24 protein-coding genes are annotated in these 19438 nt (G+C 44.2%); all 24 read left to right on the top strand.

Annotation, left to right across the window (positions count from 1 at the left end):
* The 24 genes from NXG62_RS06630 to NXG62_RS06515 all read left to right on the top strand — a co-directional run bounded on the left by NXG62_RS06630 (position 1) and on the right by NXG62_RS06515 (position 19429).
* Positions 1-483 (top strand): hypothetical protein, encoded by a 483-nt coding sequence (locus NXG62_RS06630; protein ID WP_427114150.1) that lies wholly within the window; start codon positions 1-3, stop codon positions 481-483.
* Between the two features lie 5 nt (positions 484-488).
* Positions 489-989, top strand: coding sequence for a hypothetical protein (locus tag NXG62_RS06625; RefSeq protein ID WP_427114149.1), 501 nt, complete (start codon positions 489-491; stop codon positions 987-989).
* A gap of 356 nt (positions 990-1345) precedes the next feature.
* The gene (terS, locus tag NXG62_RS06620; RefSeq protein ID WP_427114148.1) at positions 1346-2008 is read left to right on the top strand and encodes a phage terminase small subunit; all 663 of its coding nucleotides are present in this window, start codon (positions 1346-1348) and stop codon (positions 2006-2008) included.
* A gap of 2 nt (positions 2009-2010) precedes the next feature.
* A complete protein-coding gene (locus NXG62_RS06615) occupies positions 2011-3255 on the top strand; it encodes a PBSX family phage terminase large subunit (RefSeq protein WP_427114147.1) in 1245 nt (414 codons plus the stop codon).
* Between the two features lie 11 nt (positions 3256-3266).
* Entirely contained in the window at positions 3267-4703 is a 1437-nt protein-coding gene (locus NXG62_RS06610) for a phage portal protein (RefSeq protein WP_427114146.1), read from the top strand.
* Positions 4696-4878 (top strand): hypothetical protein, encoded by a 183-nt coding sequence (locus NXG62_RS06605; protein ID WP_427114145.1) that lies wholly within the window; start codon positions 4696-4698, stop codon positions 4876-4878. The genes NXG62_RS06610 and NXG62_RS06605 overlap by 8 nt, the downstream gene beginning before the upstream one ends.
* Positions 4879-4941: 63 nt before the next feature.
* On the top strand, positions 4942-5568 hold the full coding sequence (locus NXG62_RS06600) for a phage scaffolding protein (protein WP_427114144.1): 627 nt from the start codon (positions 4942-4944) through the stop codon (positions 5566-5568).
* A 14-nt stretch (positions 5569-5582) separates the two neighbouring features.
* Positions 5583-6551 carry a major capsid protein gene (locus tag NXG62_RS06595; protein WP_048513565.1) on the top strand — a complete coding sequence of 323 codons (969 nt, stop codon included), beginning with the start codon at positions 5583-5585 and terminating at the stop codon, positions 6549-6551.
* A gap of 10 nt (positions 6552-6561) precedes the next feature.
* Entirely contained in the window at positions 6562-7626 is a 1065-nt protein-coding gene (locus tag NXG62_RS06590; protein ID WP_048513566.1) for a minor capsid protein, read from the top strand.
* A gap of 4 nt (positions 7627-7630) precedes the next feature.
* On the top strand, positions 7631-7999 hold the full coding sequence (locus NXG62_RS06585) for a hypothetical protein (protein ID WP_048513567.1): 369 nt from the start codon (positions 7631-7633) through the stop codon (positions 7997-7999).
* Positions 7996-8361, top strand: a complete 366-nt coding sequence (locus tag NXG62_RS06580) for a hypothetical protein (RefSeq protein WP_143745054.1) — start codon at positions 7996-7998, stop codon at positions 8359-8361. The genes NXG62_RS06585 and NXG62_RS06580 overlap by 4 nt, the downstream gene beginning before the upstream one ends.
* Positions 8361-8741 (top strand): HK97 gp10 family phage protein, encoded by a 381-nt coding sequence (locus NXG62_RS06575; protein ID WP_048513569.1) that lies wholly within the window; start codon positions 8361-8363, stop codon positions 8739-8741. The genes NXG62_RS06580 and NXG62_RS06575 overlap by 1 nt, the downstream gene beginning before the upstream one ends.
* A complete protein-coding gene (locus NXG62_RS06570) occupies positions 8738-9208 on the top strand; it encodes a phage tail terminator family protein (protein WP_048513570.1) in 471 nt (156 codons plus the stop codon). The genes NXG62_RS06575 and NXG62_RS06570 overlap by 4 nt, the downstream gene beginning before the upstream one ends.
* The gene (locus NXG62_RS06565) at positions 9209-10336 is read left to right on the top strand and encodes a phage tail sheath subtilisin-like domain-containing protein (protein WP_427114143.1); all 1128 of its coding nucleotides are present in this window, start codon (positions 9209-9211) and stop codon (positions 10334-10336) included.
* A gap of 17 nt (positions 10337-10353) precedes the next feature.
* The gene (locus NXG62_RS06560; protein WP_427114142.1) at positions 10354-10809 is read left to right on the top strand and encodes a phage tail tube protein; all 456 of its coding nucleotides are present in this window, start codon (positions 10354-10356) and stop codon (positions 10807-10809) included.
* Between the two features lie 28 nt (positions 10810-10837).
* Positions 10838-11209 (top strand): phage tail assembly chaperone, encoded by a 372-nt coding sequence (locus tag NXG62_RS06555; protein WP_427114141.1) that lies wholly within the window; start codon positions 10838-10840, stop codon positions 11207-11209.
* 175 nt (positions 11210-11384) lie between these two features.
* Positions 11385-14378, top strand: coding sequence for a phage tail tape measure protein (locus tag NXG62_RS06550; RefSeq protein ID WP_427114140.1), 2994 nt, complete (start codon positions 11385-11387; stop codon positions 14376-14378).
* A complete protein-coding gene (locus NXG62_RS06545) occupies positions 14378-15091 on the top strand; it encodes a hypothetical protein (RefSeq protein ID WP_427114139.1) in 714 nt (237 codons plus the stop codon). The genes NXG62_RS06550 and NXG62_RS06545 overlap by 1 nt, the downstream gene beginning before the upstream one ends.
* On the top strand, positions 15088-16485 hold the full coding sequence (locus NXG62_RS06540; protein WP_427114138.1) for an XkdQ/YqbQ family protein: 1398 nt from the start codon (positions 15088-15090) through the stop codon (positions 16483-16485). Before NXG62_RS06545 ends, NXG62_RS06540 begins: the two co-directional genes overlap by 4 nt.
* A gap of 6 nt (positions 16486-16491) precedes the next feature.
* Positions 16492-16917, top strand: a complete 426-nt coding sequence (locus NXG62_RS06535; RefSeq protein ID WP_427114137.1) for a DUF2577 family protein — start codon at positions 16492-16494, stop codon at positions 16915-16917.
* Positions 16914-17351 carry a DUF2634 domain-containing protein gene (locus NXG62_RS06530; RefSeq protein WP_048513577.1) on the top strand — a complete coding sequence of 146 codons (438 nt, stop codon included), beginning with the start codon at positions 16914-16916 and terminating at the stop codon, positions 17349-17351. Before NXG62_RS06535 ends, NXG62_RS06530 begins: the two co-directional genes overlap by 4 nt.
* Positions 17344-18381, top strand: coding sequence for a baseplate J/gp47 family protein (locus NXG62_RS06525; RefSeq protein ID WP_048513578.1), 1038 nt, complete (start codon positions 17344-17346; stop codon positions 18379-18381). The genes NXG62_RS06530 and NXG62_RS06525 overlap by 8 nt, the downstream gene beginning before the upstream one ends.
* The gene (locus NXG62_RS06520) at positions 18378-18920 is read left to right on the top strand and encodes a putative phage tail protein (RefSeq protein ID WP_427114136.1); all 543 of its coding nucleotides are present in this window, start codon (positions 18378-18380) and stop codon (positions 18918-18920) included. Before NXG62_RS06525 ends, NXG62_RS06520 begins: the two co-directional genes overlap by 4 nt.
* On the top strand, positions 18920-19429 hold the full coding sequence (locus NXG62_RS06515) for a hypothetical protein (protein WP_427114135.1): 510 nt from the start codon (positions 18920-18922) through the stop codon (positions 19427-19429). The genes NXG62_RS06520 and NXG62_RS06515 overlap by 1 nt, the downstream gene beginning before the upstream one ends.
* Positions 19430-19438: the final 9 nt, after the last annotated feature.

The following is a 19438-nucleotide window of genomic DNA, read 5'->3' as shown; positions in this document are numbered from 1 at the left end:
ATGATAACGAAACGAACAGAAAAGCTATGGAAAGCGGCATTGAATATAATTATTAGGCCCGATGAATTTTCTGGCGGGGTGCATTATTTATATAAAGGGGAAGGTACAATGGTATTGGCAAACGCATATATGGCGGTATGGATTCCACATCCGCACCCTTTTAATTTAAGGGATATGGAATTTTCAGAAATGAGTGAGGACATGTACCGAAGAGTATTTGCAGAGCCTGATATGGGGGAAGGCAATGCGCTACAGGATGAGAATACAGTGAAACACATAGAGGATAATGTACTTGCTGTTTTTTCAATTGCGGGGCGCGAAGTGTTGGTGTCCAATAAATTACTAAAACGTATTCCATATGATCCAAGGGAGGATACTGTGCGAATTAATAATCCTAAAAAAGATGGTCCTTTGTTTTTTTACGATGCAACAAAAGTTTTATATGGGCTTATTATGCCCTTTCGCAACATGAAGGGACGATGAAAAGTATGTATCATAATGATTATGTGATTGTCGTTAAACAGTATCTGCGGCGATATAAAGAATTTGGGGTATACATCAGTAATATCCATGTGGCCATAGAGGATATCCAAGACACGATGAAACTGGAAGGAGTTCCCAAAGTTTCTGTATTATCCGAAGCAGGAGGATGTGGCGGGAGTGGTAAGGGTGTCAGTCCGCAGGAAGTATTATACTTTAACAAGGAATCGGCACCGGCACGAATTGCAGAGCTGCATAAAAAGTTAGAGGAAATAGAACCCACTTTTAATAAACTAAAGAATTCACTTAATAAATTGGATCCCGAGGACAGAAGTTTATTAATGCAAAAATGGGTATCAGGGGATTCATGGGAGGATGTGGCCCGTGAAGTTCATCTTAGTTATGCCAGTTGTCGTCGGCGTAGCAATGTACTGCTAGAAAAGTTGGCGATTATGATATTTGGAAAAAATGCGGACGATACAAATTCAAAAATTATTTTTGCTAAGTAAAAATTGAGCAGATTTTGAGCAGAAAAGTGTGGTATACTAATAGCATGAAAATTTATATACAGGGCGCCTATATTTTGTAGGCGTCTTTTTTATGCGCAAAAGTGGGTGATAGTATGATAGATTGTGACAATGTACGATGCCGGTTTAATCGGCGCGAGGTATGTGTTAACATGCGGATGTCCATACGTAACGGGCGATGTATATCGTCTGAAATTAAGATGCATCGGCAGAAGAAAACCCGGGAAACAGAAATCAATCATGTGCCCGTGGTGCGCTCTACTCGAAATAGAATATTAAAATAATTTTTTTCCGGGCTGTTTTCAAAACAAAACAAGGGATGGTGGTGACAATGTGAAATGGAACTACGGGATAAAGCGTATAACGATTATTTGGGCGGTATGAAGTATAAAGAAATTGCTGAAAAGTACGGTGTATCCATCAATACAGTAAAGTCATGGAAGCAACGGCATAACTGGCAGCGTAAAAAGGGTGCACACAAAAAGAAAAAGGGTGCACCCTTTTGTAATACAAATTCAGTAGGGCACGCAAGCAGCGTCCCTAAGCAAAACAGTAACGCTGTAAAGCACGGGCTGTTTGCTAAGTACCTGCCGCCGGAAACGGCTAAATTAGTACAGGCCATAGAAAAGAAATCGCCTATAGATATCCTTTGGGAAAATATTTGCATCAAATATGCTGCCATTATCCGAGCGCAGAAGATCATGTATGTAACTGATTCGGAAGACTTGACCAGGCGTCATGTTATGGAAAGTGAAGAAGCAGATACATATCAATATACAGAAGCCTATGAAAAACAGGCTGCTTTTTTAATGGCCCAGTCCCGGGCCATGGGTACGCTTAACAACATGATCAAGCAGTATGAGGAACTGTGCCGGGCCGGACAGGCAGATGAAGAACAGCGTCTGCGTATTCAAAAGCTTAAGGCTGAAGTTGATTCTATTAAAAATGACGCTCCGGATAAGGAGACTGTTACATTTACATTTGATAGGAAAAGTGATTGATTATGGAAGTAAATATCGCTAATATTATTTCACCGGCGTTTGATCCGGTGTTCTGGGATATACAACAGCATACGCATACGTTTTATTGGCTGGCTGGGGGCCGTGGCAGTACAAAATCTTCCTTTATCGGAGGTATTGAAGTACCGACGTTATTGATGCAGCATCCGCAGTGCCATGCCGTCGTCTTGCGTAAGGTAGGCAATACCATCAAAAACAGTGTATATCCACAAGTACAATGGGGTATTGATCAGTTGGGTGTTGCTGACCGTTTCCGCTTCAAAACGTCGCCGCATGAAATCACGTATAAGGCAACCGGACAGAAGATTTTGTTCTTTGGGGTAGATGATCCGACCAAAGTCAAGTCCATTAAGCTGCCGTTTGGGTATGTGGGGATTGTGTGGTTAGAAGAATTGGATCAATTCAGCGGAATGGAAGAAATCCGGAATTTGTTTCAATCTCTGCTGCGTGGTGGCGAAGAATACTGGGTGTTTTGTACGTACAATCCGCCGAAAAGCCAAAACAACTGGGTGAATGAAGAAATACTCTTTGATGATCCAGACCGGCTAGTACATCATTCTACATATTTAGACGTGCCTAAAGCGTGGTTAGGCGATCAGTTCATCCTGGAAGCCGAAAAGCTCAAAGCTAAGAATGAAGTGCTGTACAAGCATGAATACCTGGGCGAAGTCACCGGCACCGGCGGGGCTGTGTTTGAAAACGTATCAGACTTGCGTATGAGTGACGACATGATCGCACAGTTTGACCGGCGGCATTATGGGTTGGATTTCGGCTTTGCGGTGGATCCGTTGGCATTTAATGCGATGCACTATGATGCAAAACACGAAGATTTGTATATATTTGACGAACTGTATCAACAGAAGCTGACAAATAAGCGGGCAGCTGAAATGATTAAACAGAAATATAACTCTTGCCGCATCATTGCTGATTCGGCTGAACCTAAAAGCATTGTAGAAATGCGCGGGTTTGGCTTAAATATCACGGGAGCCAGAAAAGGCCCGGACAGTGTGGAGCATGGTATGAAATGGCTGCAGGAACGGGCACATATTTATATTGATAAGCAGCGCTGTCCCAATACCTATAAGGAGTTTGTCAATTATGAGTACGAGCGCAATAAGGACGGTCAGTTTATTAGTGCCTATCCGGATAAAAACAACCATGCGATTGATGATATCCGGTATGCCATGGAAAAAGAAATGGCCCGCAGCCGGTTACGCATTATGAAATGAGGTGAGTACCGTTGAATTTGGATGCAGCAAAGAAGTTAATAACCCGATATATAGAAGGCCATGCTGATTTTATTATAAAGGCTGAAATAGCGGAACGATATTATCAGGTACAAAATGATATCGTATTCCGAAAGCCTAAAAAGAAACCCGGCAGCGATGCCACCGAAGTAGAAAATCCGTTACGCAATGCAGATAACCGTATTCCGCACAGCTTTTATGAATTATTGGTGGATCAGAAAGCGGCATACATGTTTACAACCCCGCCTCTTTTTGACGTAAAGGACGACGAAACGAATCAAGTTATTGCCAATGTGTTAGGGGATGGATGGGCGAAAAGAGCCAAACTGTTATGTGTGAATGCCAGCAATGCCAGAGTAGCATGGATCCATTATTGGGTAGATAAAGAAACCGGTTTTCAGTATGGCGTCGTACCTTCTGCACAGATTATCCCCGTGTGGTCTACTAAGTTAGATCAGCAGCTGCTTGCAGTATTGCGAGTATATAAAGATATCGATCCGGAAGACGGCGAAATGTATGATGTGTATGAATATTGGACGGATACAGAATGCCAGGCTTTCCGGAAACGGGCTGCAGATGAAATTGTAACGGGGCTCATGGATTATCCCTGCTTTACCGATTTTTATGAGGCGGGAGAGACGGATTCAGCGAATACTATGGTGCATGATTTGGGCGCTGTGCCGTTTATTCCGTTTTTTAACAATTCCATACCTAGTAGTGATTTAGATCGCGTTAAAGACCTTATTGATGCCTATGACAAGACCTATAGCGGATTCATGAATGATCTCGAGGATATCCAAGAGATCATTTTTGTTTTGACCAATTACGGCGGTGCCAGTGAAGACGGCGAATTAAACAAGTTTTTAAAAGACCTCAAATATTACAAAACTATTTGTACGGACAGCGTAGGAAGTGGAGATACCAGCGGCGTGTCTACGCTGACGATTGATATCCCTGTGGAAGCACGGGATAAAATGCTTGAGATCACGCGTAAGGCGATTTTTGACATGGGACAGGGCATTGACCCTCAGCAGCAGGGGCTGGACGCTACGAGCGGCGAAGCAATGAAATTTTTATATGCGCTGCTAGAACTCAAAGCTGGTTTGATGGAAACCGAATTTCGATTAGGATTTAACGAACTGGTGCGGGCCATTTGCCATGCTAATAATCGTGATTGCGGCACGATCATTCAAACATGGACACGTACCAGCATCCGTAACGATGCTGAATTAGTTGCTATGTGTGCCCAATCAGAAGAGATTGTATCGAAAAAGACGATTCTCAAACATCATCCCTTTGTGGAAAATGCGGAAGATGAAGAAAAACAGCTGCAGAAGGAACAAAAAGAACGGGATGCGCAGCTGGATGCGTATGATGATACCCATCAACATGAACCGGCTGGCGGCGAAGGAGGTGAGGGGAATGTATAAATGGTTGATTACGTATGTCAAACAGTTTAACAAGGATTTTCCTATTACTGCCGTTGCTGACCATACGGAATATGAGATTGTCCGTATCATTCAAACCTGCTGCCTGACGAATACGGAGTATAGTACAGGTACAGGAACAAGCACAGATACATCGGCGGCTTCGTCGGGAACGTAATGTATCACTCTCATTCGAGGCAGGTAACCTCGGTAAAAACCGGAAAATTAGGAGGAATATAGCATGACAATTGAAGAATTTGTGGCACAAAAGTTAGGAATTGCCGAAGATCAGAGGCCGGCAGCCATTACGGCTCTTAAAGGGTATTTGGACGGGGAGTATGTCACCAAGTCGCGTTTTAATGAAGTCAATGAAGAAAAGAAAACGCTTACCGGACAAATTGCCGACCGGGATAAACAGTTGGATACGCTGAAAAACAGTAAAGGGGATATGGAATCCCTGAAAAAACAGATTAAACAGCTTCAGGATACCAATGCAGTACAGAAAACCGAGGCAGAAACTAAAATGAAGGAACTGCAGTTTACCAATGCTATTAAATTAGCCATAGCGGATAAAGCGCAGGATGTGGATATCGTATCTGGACTGTTTGATAAAGAAAAACTCATCCTTGGCCAAGATGGAAAAGTGACCGGGTTAGATGAACAATTAAAAGCACTGGTAGAAAGTAAGCCGTTCTTATTCAAAAATGATGGTAAGCCGCCTAAGTATGATCCGGCGGGCGGTTCTGGCGGTGCAGGAAAAAATCCATTTGCAAAAGATTCATTCAATTTGACAGAACAAGGGAAATTATTAAAAGAAAACCCCGAACAGGCACGGTCGTTGGCCGCGGCAGCGGGGGTAACTATCTAAAGGAGTGATGAAATATGCCAGGAACTACACTAGTGGACGTTATTGTCCCTGAACTTTTTAATCCGTATGTAGTCAATCGTACCATGGAGCTTTCGGCTCTCTTTAATTCCGGGATTATCACAACAAGCCCTGAATTTACAAAACTTGCCAGTGAGGCTGCACGTACTCACAATATGCCTTTCTTTGAAGATCTTACCGGTGAGGCACAAAATATCGTCGAAGGGAAAACAATTGATTTTCAGAAAATTACATCGAATAAAGACGTATCGACAACCATTATGCGTCAGCAGAAGTGGTCGGCAACAGACCTTTCTGGTGCACTTGCCGGATCTGATCCGATGCGTGCTATTGGTGATTTAGTATCAAGATACTGGGCTCGGCAATATCAGAAAGAACTTATTAATCTGTTAACTGGTGTCTTTGCAGCGGCGACAATGGAAGATCATGTACTTGATATTTCTTCTGGTACAGGGAAAGCTGCTAATATTTCTGCCTTGGCGTTCATGAATGCCTTGCAGCTGTTAGGTGATGCACAAGATCAGCTGACGGCCGTAGCGATGCATTCGGCAACTAAAACCTACCTCAAACAGCAAAACCTTATTACTACAGAACGTGATTCTTCGGATGTGGAATTTTCGGCATATCAGGGGAGACGCGTTATTGTCGATGATGGTTGTCCTGTGACTTCTGGGGTATATACGACGTATATTTTCGGGCAGGGAGCCGTTGCATTTGGTGAAGGATCTCCGGTTGATTTTGTACAGACTGAAACTCGGCGTGATCCGGATGTAGGTGCCGGTGTAAATATGCTTTATAATCGCCATTGTTTTATCATGCATCCTCGTGGAATCGCATGGCAGAATGCTAAGCGTGAAAATGTGGAATCACCTACGCGGGCGGAATTGGCAGATGCTACTAACTGGAAACGCGTATACGAGCCTAAGCAAATTCGCATGGTTGCTATTAAGCATAAAATCGCGTAAGGAGTAGACCATGAACAGTGAAGAATACTGGGCTCAACGTGCAGAAGAGCGGGAGCTGGCATGGCACAAAAAGAGTCAGAATACTGTTGAAATGGAATTATCCAAGGCCTATCGAGATGCATTGGGTAAGATTCAGACTGAGATAGCGGCGCTGTATGGCCGATATGCCAAGGACAATCAGCTTACTATAGCAGATGCCCGGAAACTCTTAATGGGGGCAGAGTATCGAACATGGCGGATGGGCCTGCAGCAGTATGTTGCTATGATCCAAAAGACTAACGACAAAGGATTGTTGCGGGAATTAAATACGTTGGCCATGCGTAGTCGCATATCTCGACTGGATAAACTGTATAGCGATACGCTCATGGAACTCGATACGCTTGGACGCACTGCTATAGGACAGATGGATCATTTTTTGACTGATGCGTATACAGATAATTATTATCATGGTTTGTACGATATTGGTCAAAAGTGGAAAATCACGAATCCAGTGGCGCAGGTGATTCCTAAAGATGTTGAACAGGTATTGCGAACGCCATGGAGCGGAAAAAATTATAGCGAACGGGTATGGAAAAATACGCAGAAGCTGAATCGGTTGCTGCAGGATGAAATGGTCACGGCAATACATCGTGGTGAAAGTTTGCAGAAAATAGCAAAGGTAGTTACGCAGCGTATGGATGTAAGTATCAGTAATGCGACACGGTTGGTTCGGACAGAATTGAATTATGTACAGAATCAGGCTGCTATAGACAGCATCGCCGAATCCGGCATGAAGTACTATACGTTCATTGCAACGCTGGACCGCCGTACATCGCAAATTTGCCGGGCCCATGATCGGCATGTGTACTTAGTAAAAGACGCACAGCCGGGAACAAATATGCCACCGTTGCATCCGAACTGCAGATCTACAATATTTGGCAGTTTAAGTGATCATGCAGACGGCAGCGGTACCCGGATTGCCAAAAACAGCAATAATAAAAGCATTCATGTACCGGCCAATATGACATATGATGATTGGCACGCTATTTATGTAGATCAGACAATGACGCTTAAACAGTGGCGAAAGGAGAAATAACACGATGACACAAGATGAAGCCGTACAAGCTATTATTGAAAAAGTGCAGATCAGGAAAGCCCAGCAAGTCACAGATACGGCTAGCCTTACCTTTTTTGCTGAAAAGTTGGTAGTAGATATTTTAGACTATTGTCATCGTGATGATTTTCCGCCTAGTTTGGTATATACCGTTGCCGATCTCATTTGCAAACGTATTGATGATGAAGTGAAAGCTGCTGCCGGTGCTCCGGGTCCTCTCAAGAGATTGCAGCAGAATGACACTACCTATGAATGGGCAGTAAATGCGACCAATGCTGCAGGGATTTTAAGTGATGCTGATTTTGATAGTATTAAACCCAAATTGAATCGATGGCGAAAGGTTGTATGGCCATGATACAAAATACATACTTGAAAGACTTATTGTCCAGCATCATGTATACGGATACTGTTACGGTAACCAGGCAGATGCCTACCATTGATGAAGAAGGTGCTGATGGATACAAGCCGGTCGATGTATATGTCAATATTCCCTGTAAATTGTCTCAGTATGGTAAAGAATTAGAATCGAATCAGGAAGACAGAGCTTTTAAACTGCGGACTGATTTACGGCTTTGCATGGATCCGAAGTACAAAGTGTTGCCAAACGATATTATGACTGTTTGCCATGAGGACCAGACATTTGTCCTATACGCTGCCCAGCCATTTTGTTATGAAGATCATCAAGAAATATCTGTGCGGCGAAGGGAGGAAGCCTGATGAACATATCTTTTTCGGGATTTGAGGAATTGAATGATAAGTTGTCCGAATTAGCGCAGTCCGGCACTGTGAAACGCAATCAATTTGCAGCACAGCAGGCAGAGATACTGCTCGGAAAGACAAAAGATAATACCCCGACAGATACCGGTCAGCTAAAAAATGCATGGCACCGTACAACTGCTGTTGGTGGAGTTGTGCGTGTGTACAATAATACGAAATATGCGGCTCATGTGGAATATGGTCATCGGGTTCGGGCTAAAAAAGGCGGGATGACGAATAAGATCATTCCCGGCAAAAAAATGTTGCACCTGGGTATGCTGCAAACCGGAAAATCATTTAAGGCAAATGCGGACACTATGTTGAAAGAGCTGCTGAAATGATTACATTACGAACAATAAAAGCAACGATCATAGCGGTACTAAAAACTAAATACCCGGATTATAAGGTACATTTTGATAACGTGGAAAAATCAGATGCACCTTATTTTTATGTCGAGATGCGTCCAACCGCAAACACGTGGGATCGCATTATCAGCGAGCGAATTATTCAGATAGATATTCAGTTTATTCCTCTGCTCGATAAATATGGTCGTGCAGACCGAAACATACTATATGATATGGCTGACAGCATGGAGGTAATGTTTCGGCCAGTATTCCGGATTGAAGACCGATATATTACGGTGTTGGAAGCAGAAACCACATTTTTTGATGAAATACTGCATTATATTTTTAATCTTGATTTTGCTGATGCATTCACAAGCGAAGAAATCGGCGGTATTCAGTACGAACTGATGCAGCAGTTAGGACTCGAACTGAACGGTCAAGAGTTGAATGAGGAGGAATTATAAATGGCAAATGAAGCAGAAGTCTTTGGCTTGCCGCAAGTCCTGATTAATTTCAGGACAAAGGGTACCACTGCAATCAAGCGATCTGCCCGCGGCATTGTAGCTATGATTTTGCGATGCGAGACTACGGACGTGATCCAGACGTATAAGATTGCCGACGTATCGGATATTCCCAGTACGTTGAGTGAGGATGCGCAGGATCTGATCGAAAAATGTTTGGACGGGACTCCGCTAAAAATTTTGTTGTATACGCTGCCTGCGGCATCGGTTGAATCGGCCACAAAGATACAGGCTGATGTGTTGAAAATGTTGACCAGTATCAAGTGGAATTATTTGTGCGCACCCATGGCCAGCGGTACGGATCAGGCAGACCTTGCCAGCTGGATTAAATCCATGCGAACTAATAAGAAGAAGACCTTCAAGGCCGTGTTGAATGCGCAAGCGGCCGATAATGAAGGCATTATTAACTTCTGCACTGGTGATATCAAAGTCCAGACGGGTACGGACAGCAGCGGCAATGCGGTTTATAAAACGTACACGGCATTACAGTATACGGCACGAATCGCCGGAATTTTGGCAGGACTGGCACTTGACAGATCGGCCACGTATTTTAAACTGACCGAAATTGAAAGTGTGGAAGTGTATGAAGATATTGATGAACTGATTGATCAGGGGCAGATGCTGCTGTTTGATGAACAGGACGGCGACGGGGTGAAAATCGCCAGGGCCTGCAATAGTTTGACAACGTTTACAACCGACAAAGGAGAAGACTTCCGGTATATCAAGATCATTGAGGGAATTGATATGGTTACCGATGATATCCGGGATACCTTTAAAAAATACTACGTTGGCAAGGTGATCAATGATTATGATCATAAAATGCTGTTCATTTCTGCAATTCTTGTTTATTTTTCTGAAATTGAAGGGAATGTACTGGATAAGGATGCCGGGAATACGGTCGATATCAATGAAACCTATCAGAAGAGTTATGCGACACTGAAAGGCGAAGATGTGGATGATATGACGGTTCAGCAGATCCGGGAATACAATACAGGTGATAATGTCTATTTGGCTGGATCCGTGAAATTTGTCAATGCAATGGAAAACCTGAACATTGACTTTACGATGTAAGGAAGGGGTGATGGAATATGGCAAGAGCTGCAGAAGATGTCACCTATCGTGGCCGCCGGCGCTGGAATGGCAGCCATGGTAAGGTGTGGTGGGACAATGAATTACTGTTTGAAATTGAAAAATTTGAATGCAAGGTAACCGCTAACCGTGAAGATGTTATTATTGGCAACAGCGTTGACAGTAAGATCGTATCTCTCAAGGGAGAAGGCACAATTACTATAAAAAGTGTTATCAACCGTAATATTAGTGCTTATCTGGAAGCGTGGAAATCTGGACAGGATCCGCGGGCAACGTTTGTTGGATTAATTGAGGATCCGGATGCAGTGGATAAGCAGAAAGAACGGTGCAGTATTGATAATGTTTGGTTTAACGAGCTGGCGATTATGAATTTTGAAAAAGGAAAAGTAGTTGAAAAAGAATTCCCGTTCGGGTTTACGCCAGAAGATGCGTCGTTTATGGAAACGATTTCGTAATAGTTGTTTATTTAGGAGGAATGAGAACATGGCAGCAGTAAGTATTCAAGACTTAATTAATAAGAAAGATCAGATCCAGACACAGAAACAAGAAACGTATGATTTAGACACTTCTATTGGAACGATTACCGTTAAAAAGCCAACTCGGTCGTTTGTATTGGAAGCGTCCAGGTTAGAAGAGTCAGGCGAAAGCGATAAGTATATGATTTTGAACTTAGTGACGGCCCCAAATCTCAAAGATACGTCTTTGCAGCAGGCCTATGGTTGTGCAGAACCCACGGATATCGTAGATGCGTTGTTTGAACCGGGGGAAGTGATTGCTATTTCAAAGAAAATCATGGAATGTGCCGGGTATGGCAAAGATATTAAATCAGCAGTACATGAAGAAGTAAAAAACTAATTGAAGAGAATTGGGAAGCGGCTACGGCCGCTTTTCTGGTTCTCCATGGACATCCAGTACATTACTTTTTTTCGTTATCTGAAACAGACAAACTTTTTTGTCATGCGGCAATGGAACTGGAATTGAAACGGCAGCACGACATGATGGCATGGATTGCAACAGGAGGGAGGCGGCCATGAGCGAATATACGTTAAGTGCAGTCATAGAAATGAAAGATAAATTTTCTTCCGGCATCAAAAAGGCACAAAGCGGCTTTAATACGTTTTCTAAATCATTGACGGGCATGCCCTCTGTTGCTGCCCGTGCGACAGAATCTATTGATAAGATGGGTGAAAGCGCTGTTCAGGCAGCACAAAAAACTACTAAATTAAAAACAAATTTGTCTGGCATCAGGGGCGTTTATGCGGCAACCGTACGCGTTAAAGACGATGCGACGGCAACACTTAGAAAAGCACAGACGGAACTAAATCAATTTAAAGGAAAAACCTATACGGCAATCGTCAATGTTAAAAATAACCTATCTAAAGACGGTGGTGTGGGTGGCAAGTTGTCAAATGGCATGTCTAATATGGCCGGTGGTATGCTCATGGGTACCAGTCTGCAGATGGCAGGAGCAGCCGGCATCGGGTATGGAATCTACGACACCATAAAGACATATATGGATTTTGAAGCCCAACTGTCGGAAATCAAAGCCCTTACGGGGTTAGATGCGGCGGCCATGGATCAGGTAAAAGAAAAGGCTATGGAATTAGGGCAAGCTACCGTATTTGGCAATACAGAAGTGACCAAAGGCATGGCCGAACTCTTGAAAGCTGGCGTGGATGTCAAAGATGTATTAGGCGATGCTTCTGAAGCTGCCTTGAATTTGGCGGTTGCCGGTGATATTGCACTACCTGATGCCGCTGAAATCATGAGTACGGCCATGAATGCTTTTAAAGTAGACGATGCGACACATGCTGCAGATATTTTAGCCGGTGCCGCCAATGCCAGTGCCACCAGTGTGGGCGAGCTGAAATATTCACTGGCTGCCTGCTCGGCGGTAGCTGCAGGGGCCGGTATGAGCTTTGACGATACAAACACTGCCCTTGCTGTCTTTGCACAAAACGGGCTCAAAGGATCGGATGCCGGTACAAGCTTGAAAACAATGTTATCGAATCTCGTACCGAAAGGGAAAACAGCAATTGCAGCGTTCGAAAAACTGAATTTGCTTACAGAAAGCGGTTCATCTGCCTTTTTCGATGAAGCGGGGAAAATGAAAAGTCTGGCAGATATTGCCGGACTTTTAAACAATCGTTTAAAGGATATGACAAAAGAAGAACAACTTAGCACACTATATGACATGTTCGGCTCTGATGCAATTCGCGGCGGGATGATATTGCTGCGTGAAGGTGCTGACGGCGTTACGCAGATGTTCAACGAAATGGGGAAAGTTACAGCTAAAGACGTCGCCATTACTCGGATGGATAATCTCAAAGGGGATCTTGAACAATTATCCGGCGCTTGGGAAAATTTTCAAGATACGCTAATGGATAGTCACAATAGCTTTGGCTTACGCGGATTTATTACGGAATTGACCGATGTTGTGCAGTATGCCGGAACGGTCATTAAAGATGGGTTCGATTTTTCAGATGTATTTAAGATTGCCGGTAAAGGCATCAACGATTTAAAAAATAAATTTCTGGAATTTGATGGCGTGGGTTCGGTATTAGCAGGCGGCGTGTTGGCAGCCGGACTTTATAAGATTACGAAATTGGCACTCAAAGCGAAAGATGCTGTTACAGGGCTAGGTGGTACAAAGCTGGGTGGCGGTATAGGCGATGCCACCGGTATGGCACGGGAAATGGTTGTCAATGCGCAAACTGTCATCGTAAACGGGCTGAAATCTACATCAGGCAATGGCACAACCATACTGGGTCCGGATGGAAAACCAGCGAAACAGAAACCGACTCCCACAGGAACCTCTATTCCGAAAGCCTCTTCCCGATGGAGTAAGCTGCTAGGGCGAGCTCCCATTATTGGGACTGCTATTGCATTGGGAAGCAGCGCTCTTGATGTGGCATACGCGCCGGAAGGACAGCGCGGTACAGCTGCCGCCAGTGCCATTGGCGGTCTTGGTGGTATGTGGGCCGGCGGCAAATTGGGGGCGATGAGTGGTGCGGCTATTGGATCTATTTTTGGCCCCGCAGGGACAGCGGTCGGGGGCGCGATAGGAGGGATTGCGGGAGGCGCTGCCGGGTATTTTGGGGGCAGTGCATTGGGAGAAACGGTTGCTAACGCTATTGATCTTTCCAGCAAATGGGACGCCATTAAAAAAGGGGCGTCCGAGACGTGGGATTGGATAAAAAATGGGGCTGCTACCGCTGTTCAATCGCTATCGGATACTTGGGGCGCAATATCGTCATGGTTTAGCAGTAATATATGGGAGCCGATAAAAAATGATGCCATAGGAGCATTGAATTTTATTGTTGGCATTGGGGCTGTTGTTTGGGATGCGATTGAGCCATATTGGGATGTTGCTGTTAATTGGTTTGATTCCAATGTATGGCAGCCCATTGCAGATTTTGCCAGTTCTTGTTGGTCTGGCATAACAGATGTAGCCAAATCTTGTTGGGATTCTGTTACGGGTGCTTTTAGCACGGCTGCCGATTGGTTTGATTCCAACGTATGGCAGCCTATTACATCCTCTGTATCTGGGCCGGTTACTGCGATTGAAAACGGTTTTAGTGAAGCTGTAGGATCTATTAAAAGTGCGTTCGGCGGGCTTGCAGACTGGTTCAATGAAAATGTATGGGAACCTATTAAAAGCAGAGGCTCTAGTGCCTGGGGCTGGATATCTAATAACGTAAGTTATGTACAGAACAGAGGGTCAAAAATCACAGGTCTTAGTGGACATGCGACAGGCTCGTCCTATTTTGAAGGCGGACTTACACAAATAAACGAGCATGGCGGCGAAATTGTGGATCTGCCACAAGGCAGCCGTATCTATCCAGCTGCTACAACACAGCGGATTATTGAACAGCAGATAGGACGCAGCAGGAATTCATCCGGTGGCGTTCTTTTTACGGGCAATACTTTTGTGGTCCGGGAAGAAGACGATATTGATAAAGTGGCACATCAGTTGTTTCAATTGATGGACCAAGCAAATTTGAACTATGGAGGTGGGTATTAATGGGGTTAGGTGCGTTAAGTAATGTCATAGAAATATTGTCGGCAGCATTAAGCGGGGGTACTGGCGGAGCGTATCGACAGGTCATCCTGACCTATGATACAGACAAGTTGATATTGCCCGTTACCCCTGCCACCTATAAAGTGTCTACGGCTCAAGGCAATAAAATCGTCAGTATTACACAAGTGGGGGAAGCGTTGATTTTTGGGATGCCGAAGCTGCAAACCTTGACGCTGGAATGTTTTTTCCCAGCTCTTATTCATGATTATCCGTTTGTTGTGGGAGATACTAAATCTCCGGCAGAATGTGTACAACAGCTTATCAAGTGGAAAGAGACAAGAACACCGATTCGGGTCATTATTACCGGGACACCCGTAAACATGGCGATGGCTATACAAACATTTGATTATCGGGAACAAGACGGCAGTCAGGATATTTACTACACACTGGGGCTTACCGAATATAAAGATCTAAATACGCCAGCAGCCAATAATGATAAAGCGGTTGATAGTACAACAGGTCTAAAAGAACGAGCCGATAATACACAGGCAGCTACGTCGGCCACGTTGGTACAAAAAGGGGCTGATGTGCTGGATGCGGCCAAAAAATCATATGGCCAATATTCGCACTGGCGTCGTATTGTGCAATCTAATGATTTAAAAGACCTGGCAATTAATAATATTAGTAAGCTACGCAAGTTGGTGATTAAAAATTGATTATCAAACACAATGGTACAGATATATCCAAGTTGGTAAAGAAAATCACATGGTCCGGCGCACGGCTGCAGGTTGCCAGGAAGCTTATATTTGATTATGTGCAGGATGCGCGGGACCATAATTTGCCGAATTGCGTAATTAATAATGGTGAAACTGTTTATGGATATGATGAAGATGGAAATTTGCAATTTCAAGGCAATGTGTACAGTATTGAAAAGAATACGCAGGAATCCAATATTACGGTCACTGCATACGACAATCTGTTTATTCTCTGCCGGTCGAAGACTACGCGTAAATTCACGAATATGACGCCAGAAGCGATTACCCAGGCTGTCTGTGCTGAGATGGGTATCAAAACAGGTAACATCATCGAAACGGGCAAACAGGTCAGCTTTATTGCGGCCGAAAAGACCGGGTACCAAATTATTATGCGGGCCTACACCGATGCTGCTAAACAAATCAATAATGCCAAATCCAACGCAAATGACCCGGATGTCTTGTATCATCTTGTGATGAATGGCGATGCACTGGACGTGATACAAAAGGGAACATTGATCGAAAAGGTCACAGCGGATCAGTATGTCAATGTGGAAAACAGTAACTATAAGGAAAGTATCGAGAATCTGGTCGATGTCGTTATGATTACCGATGAACAGGGCAATGTTACCGGGTATCAGTCCAATGAAGACTGGATAAAGAAATACAGCATGATACAGGATGTCTATAAATCCAGTCCGAAAGCTAATACGCAGGAAAAAGTAAAGGCCATGCTAAAAGGACCGGAACGCACTGGAACGATAGATGTTTTAGGAGATTACCGCGTCAAATCCTCGTATTCCATTACAATCAAAGACATACAGGCAGAACTTACCGGGAAATTTTGGGTAAAATCAGATTCGCATACCTTTGAAAACGGTATGCATTTTATGCGACTGGAAATCGAATTTGAAAATCTGATGAATGAAACCGAATGGAGCGATGGGAACGGCGTTGGTACCGGGAAACTTCCTGTCAGTAAGGGCCTTACTGCTGGATATAAGGCTTGGGGCGGCGTAACAATGGACAACGGTCAAAATGGCTGTGCGGAAGCCGTTGGCAAAGTGGGGAGTTACTACAGCCCATTTTTGGCACAAGAAGCCAATGCGGGTGTGACCGGCGTTCCCACGATGGTAAGCGATGCGCAAGACAGCGGCATTGCCGTAGAATCATTTGATCCCGGTAATTTGCAAAAAGGAGACTGCATTGTCTATGGGGATAACGACCATGTTGTTATCTATGATGGTTCCGGAGGATATTATGGCAATAGCAGTAGCGCAAATCATGTTGTCCACAGCCATGATTATACGGACGTTGGCATGACACCGACTAAGATTATCAAGACAAGCAGGGGATGATCCACAATGGGAACCAAAAATACACCAACCGCAGCGCAATCTATGGCAAAGATGGTCCATACCATGCATGGAATAGCGCAGGAAGAACGACCACAGGGCACTATGATTGGTATTGTGACAGCCCCGCCGCCGGATATCAAAGTAATGGTGAATAACATCGAACTTACCAAAGAGGATGTCTATATTTCTGAATATTTGCTCATTGGATATCAACGTACAGGAAAAGGGCACATTGTTAGTGCCACGCAAAACCGCGGCGGCGGCAGCGGCGATGCGGCGTATGAAAGTCATAATCATGATATCAACAATGATTATACCGATACGATCATTTATACCGACACATTAAAAGTAGGCGACAGAGTAAGTGTGATCCCGGTATATGGACAAGATGCACAGCTGTATATCATTGAGGATAAGGTGGTGAAGCTATGAGTGAGGAATTTCCTTTTGTAGGGACCGGGTCTGGTATGACGGATACAACGGCAACAGAAGATAATCTGTCAATGTGTCGGGAATATGCTTGGGATTTCGAGAAAAACTGTTTCCTATACAACGGGAATGGACAACATATCATGGTCGAGGGTGTGGAAGCCGTAAAAGTGTGGGTATATAAAGCTCTGCAGACGGAACGGTATCAATACCTTGCCTACAGTTGGCAGTATGGCATCGAAGTAAAGCCATTTATTGGCAAAGTCATGGGCGTGCAGGAGCGGTACAGCGAAATTAAGCGGATTATTATTGAGTGTTTAATGGTGAATCCATATATTACCAGCGTCGATTCGGTCGAATTTACGGCCACCGGTGATAAAGTGGTTTGTGAGGTAGATATTACGACCGTGTATGGGGAGGTGAACGTCAATGTATAGTGCCAGAGAACAAGCTGATATATTAGAAGAATTGCAAATCAAAAGTACGACGGCTGCCAGCAAATTTGAGGGAACGTTTGAATATGATATATTTTCCTCAAATAGTATTGAATTTGCCAAAGCAGAAGTGGAGCTGGAGCAATTATACAAGGCGGCGTTTGCGGATACCAGCTGGGGTGATTATCTTACCAGGCGGGCGGCTGAAGCGGGCATTATTAGAAAATCGGCAGTTAGTGCAACGGGAACGGTTACAGTCAAAGGGAGTGGAACGCTTCCTACGGGGAGTATTTTTGCCACGGCAGCCAGTACACAATTTAAAACGCTGGCAACCGTGACGATTTCCGGCAGCACGGACGTAGCTGTGCAGGCTGTCATCGCCGGGGCAGACGGGAATGTGGCAGCCGGGGAAATTACAGTTATTCCCATGTCGATACCCGGCATTACCGGCGTTGTCAATGCCGAAGCCATGCATGATGGATACGATGAGGAAGATGATAGCAGTCTGTTGAGCCGATACCTTACGCATGTGCGGACTCCGGGAACGTCCGGAAACAAATATCATTATATGGAGTGGGCCACCAGCGTTTCAGGCGTGGGATCTGCTAAAGTGATCCCGTTATGGGATGGCCCTGGAACGGTTAAAGTTGTTATTGTCAATTATAACTATGAACAAGCAAGCGATACGTTAGTTCAAAGCGTTGCGGCTTATGTTGAAACGGTGCGCCCTATTGGGGCAACCGTTACCGTCGCCAGCGCTGCGCCCAAAGCCATTAATATATCCGTTTCTATTGATGGAACCTTGAATGAATCAACGTTTAAAGAAAATGTGAAAAATTACTTTATTACCATTGAAAAGAATATTATTAATTCGTCAGATACCGGCTACGTGTCTATTGCAAAAATCGGAGCGATTTTATTAAGTGATAACGGAGTAAATGATTACTCAAATTTAAAAATAAATGATGGGACAGCAAATATTGCATTGACGTCAGAAGAAATTGCCACTCTTGGGACGGTGACCATCTCATGACGTTTGAACTCTTGAGAACAACGCCGGTTAATGTACAGCGGTATTTGCCTGATTTTCTTGCAGAAGACCCCGTCTTTACACTGTTGCAAGGTGCTTTGTCCTGGGAGCATGAAAAACTTAGACTGGAAATTATTGATATGACAAAGCAATTATTTGCCAGCAGTGCCACTTGGGGGCTTGATGATTGGGAACGGGTCTATAATCTGTCTCCGGGAACGAATGATACGTATGAGTACAGACGGAATAAGTTACTGGAAAAAATACGCGGTGCCCGTACCAGTACCGTTGATGCGATGAATCAAATTGTACAAACGTACGGAGCTGGATACGTTGAAGAACATAATGATCTATATTATTTCAACTTATATACGACTTGTAAAGATGCTGGTATGATGCAGGAAATGCGAAAGCAAATTTTGACATCTAAGCCGGCTCATTTGGGAATGAATATTTACACCGGCTATAGTTGGAACGGGCATATTAATTTTGACGGCACCTACACCTATGGGTCCAGTAATACGGAATGGAGTGATGGATAATGAGCTATCTTAGTAAGTGGTTGAGCTTGTTCCCTAAGGTTATCGGGAATCAAACACGGCCAGAAGACGGAATCGATAATACTATTGAGTATAATACGGACGGATTCCCGCAGCGGATGGCAAATGATCCGGTGCGGTATGACTTGGAAAATGCAATGGCCAGTCAGCTTTTTAGTAATGATGAGCGCCTGAAAGAAGATATAGATGCATGTAAAAAGGAAGCCGATGACAATCTTGATACCGCAATAGTCGGTCATAACAAGGATGGGGCAGCACATAATGATATTCGTACTAAAATTGGTACTGACATAGTCACCCATAATAAAGACGCAACGGCCCATGAAGCTATTCGTACCAAGATCGGAACGGATATAGGCGCGCATAATAAGGACACTGCAGCGCATACCGATATCCGGCAGCTTGTTTCCGATACAGTACGGGTAACGACGACCGCCAATAAGCCAGCATCCATGATCGATAATGGCTTGTGGTGCGAAATTGTCAGTTGAGGTGATGGT

Source organism: Megasphaera sueciensis (genome assembly GCF_050219315.1).
In the GTDB taxonomy this organism is placed as follows: Bacteria; Bacillota; Negativicutes; order Veillonellales; family Megasphaeraceae; genus Megasphaera_A; species Megasphaera_A sueciensis.
The sequence above is the reverse complement of the archived record's forward strand: the minus strand, read 5'-3'. Positions and strand labels throughout refer to the sequence as shown.

Excerpts from the sequence above, each read along its gene's own strand:
- NXG62_RS06630 (WP_427114150.1), top strand. The coding sequence starts at position 1 with ATGATAACGAAACGAACAGAAAAGCTATGGAAAGCGGCATTGAATATA.
- NXG62_RS06625 (WP_427114149.1), top strand. The coding sequence starts at position 489 with ATGTATCATAATGATTATGTGATTGTCGTTAAACAGTATCTGCGGCGA.
- terS (WP_427114148.1), top strand. The coding sequence starts at position 1,346 with ATGGAACTACGGGATAAAGCGTATAACGATTATTTGGGCGGTATGAAG.
- NXG62_RS06615 (WP_427114147.1), top strand. The coding sequence starts at position 2,011 with ATGGAAGTAAATATCGCTAATATTATTTCACCGGCGTTTGATCCGGTG.
- NXG62_RS06605 (WP_427114145.1), top strand. The coding sequence starts at position 4,696 with ATGTATAAATGGTTGATTACGTATGTCAAACAGTTTAACAAGGATTTT.
- NXG62_RS06600 (WP_427114144.1), top strand. The coding sequence starts at position 4,942 with ATGACAATTGAAGAATTTGTGGCACAAAAGTTAGGAATTGCCGAAGAT.
- NXG62_RS06595 (WP_048513565.1), top strand. The coding sequence starts at position 5,583 with ATGCCAGGAACTACACTAGTGGACGTTATTGTCCCTGAACTTTTTAAT.
- NXG62_RS06590 (WP_048513566.1), top strand. The coding sequence starts at position 6,562 with ATGAACAGTGAAGAATACTGGGCTCAACGTGCAGAAGAGCGGGAGCTG.
- NXG62_RS06585 (WP_048513567.1), top strand. The coding sequence starts at position 7,631 with ATGACACAAGATGAAGCCGTACAAGCTATTATTGAAAAAGTGCAGATC.
- NXG62_RS06580 (WP_143745054.1), top strand. The coding sequence starts at position 7,996 with ATGATACAAAATACATACTTGAAAGACTTATTGTCCAGCATCATGTAT.
- NXG62_RS06575 (WP_048513569.1), top strand. The coding sequence starts at position 8,361 with ATGAACATATCTTTTTCGGGATTTGAGGAATTGAATGATAAGTTGTCC.
- NXG62_RS06570 (WP_048513570.1), top strand. The coding sequence starts at position 8,738 with ATGATTACATTACGAACAATAAAAGCAACGATCATAGCGGTACTAAAA.
- NXG62_RS06565 (WP_427114143.1), top strand. The coding sequence starts at position 9,209 with ATGGCAAATGAAGCAGAAGTCTTTGGCTTGCCGCAAGTCCTGATTAAT.
- NXG62_RS06560 (WP_427114142.1), top strand. The coding sequence starts at position 10,354 with ATGGCAAGAGCTGCAGAAGATGTCACCTATCGTGGCCGCCGGCGCTGG.
- NXG62_RS06555 (WP_427114141.1), top strand. The coding sequence starts at position 10,838 with ATGGCAGCAGTAAGTATTCAAGACTTAATTAATAAGAAAGATCAGATC.
- NXG62_RS06550 (WP_427114140.1), top strand. The coding sequence starts at position 11,385 with ATGAGCGAATATACGTTAAGTGCAGTCATAGAAATGAAAGATAAATTT.
- NXG62_RS06545 (WP_427114139.1), top strand. The coding sequence starts at position 14,378 with ATGGGGTTAGGTGCGTTAAGTAATGTCATAGAAATATTGTCGGCAGCA.
- NXG62_RS06535 (WP_427114137.1), top strand. The coding sequence starts at position 16,492 with ATGGGAACCAAAAATACACCAACCGCAGCGCAATCTATGGCAAAGATG.
- NXG62_RS06530 (WP_048513577.1), top strand. The coding sequence starts at position 16,914 with ATGAGTGAGGAATTTCCTTTTGTAGGGACCGGGTCTGGTATGACGGAT.
- NXG62_RS06525 (WP_048513578.1), top strand. The coding sequence starts at position 17,344 with ATGTATAGTGCCAGAGAACAAGCTGATATATTAGAAGAATTGCAAATC.
- NXG62_RS06520 (WP_427114136.1), top strand. The coding sequence starts at position 18,378 with ATGACGTTTGAACTCTTGAGAACAACGCCGGTTAATGTACAGCGGTAT.
- NXG62_RS06515 (WP_427114135.1), top strand. The coding sequence starts at position 18,920 with ATGAGCTATCTTAGTAAGTGGTTGAGCTTGTTCCCTAAGGTTATCGGG.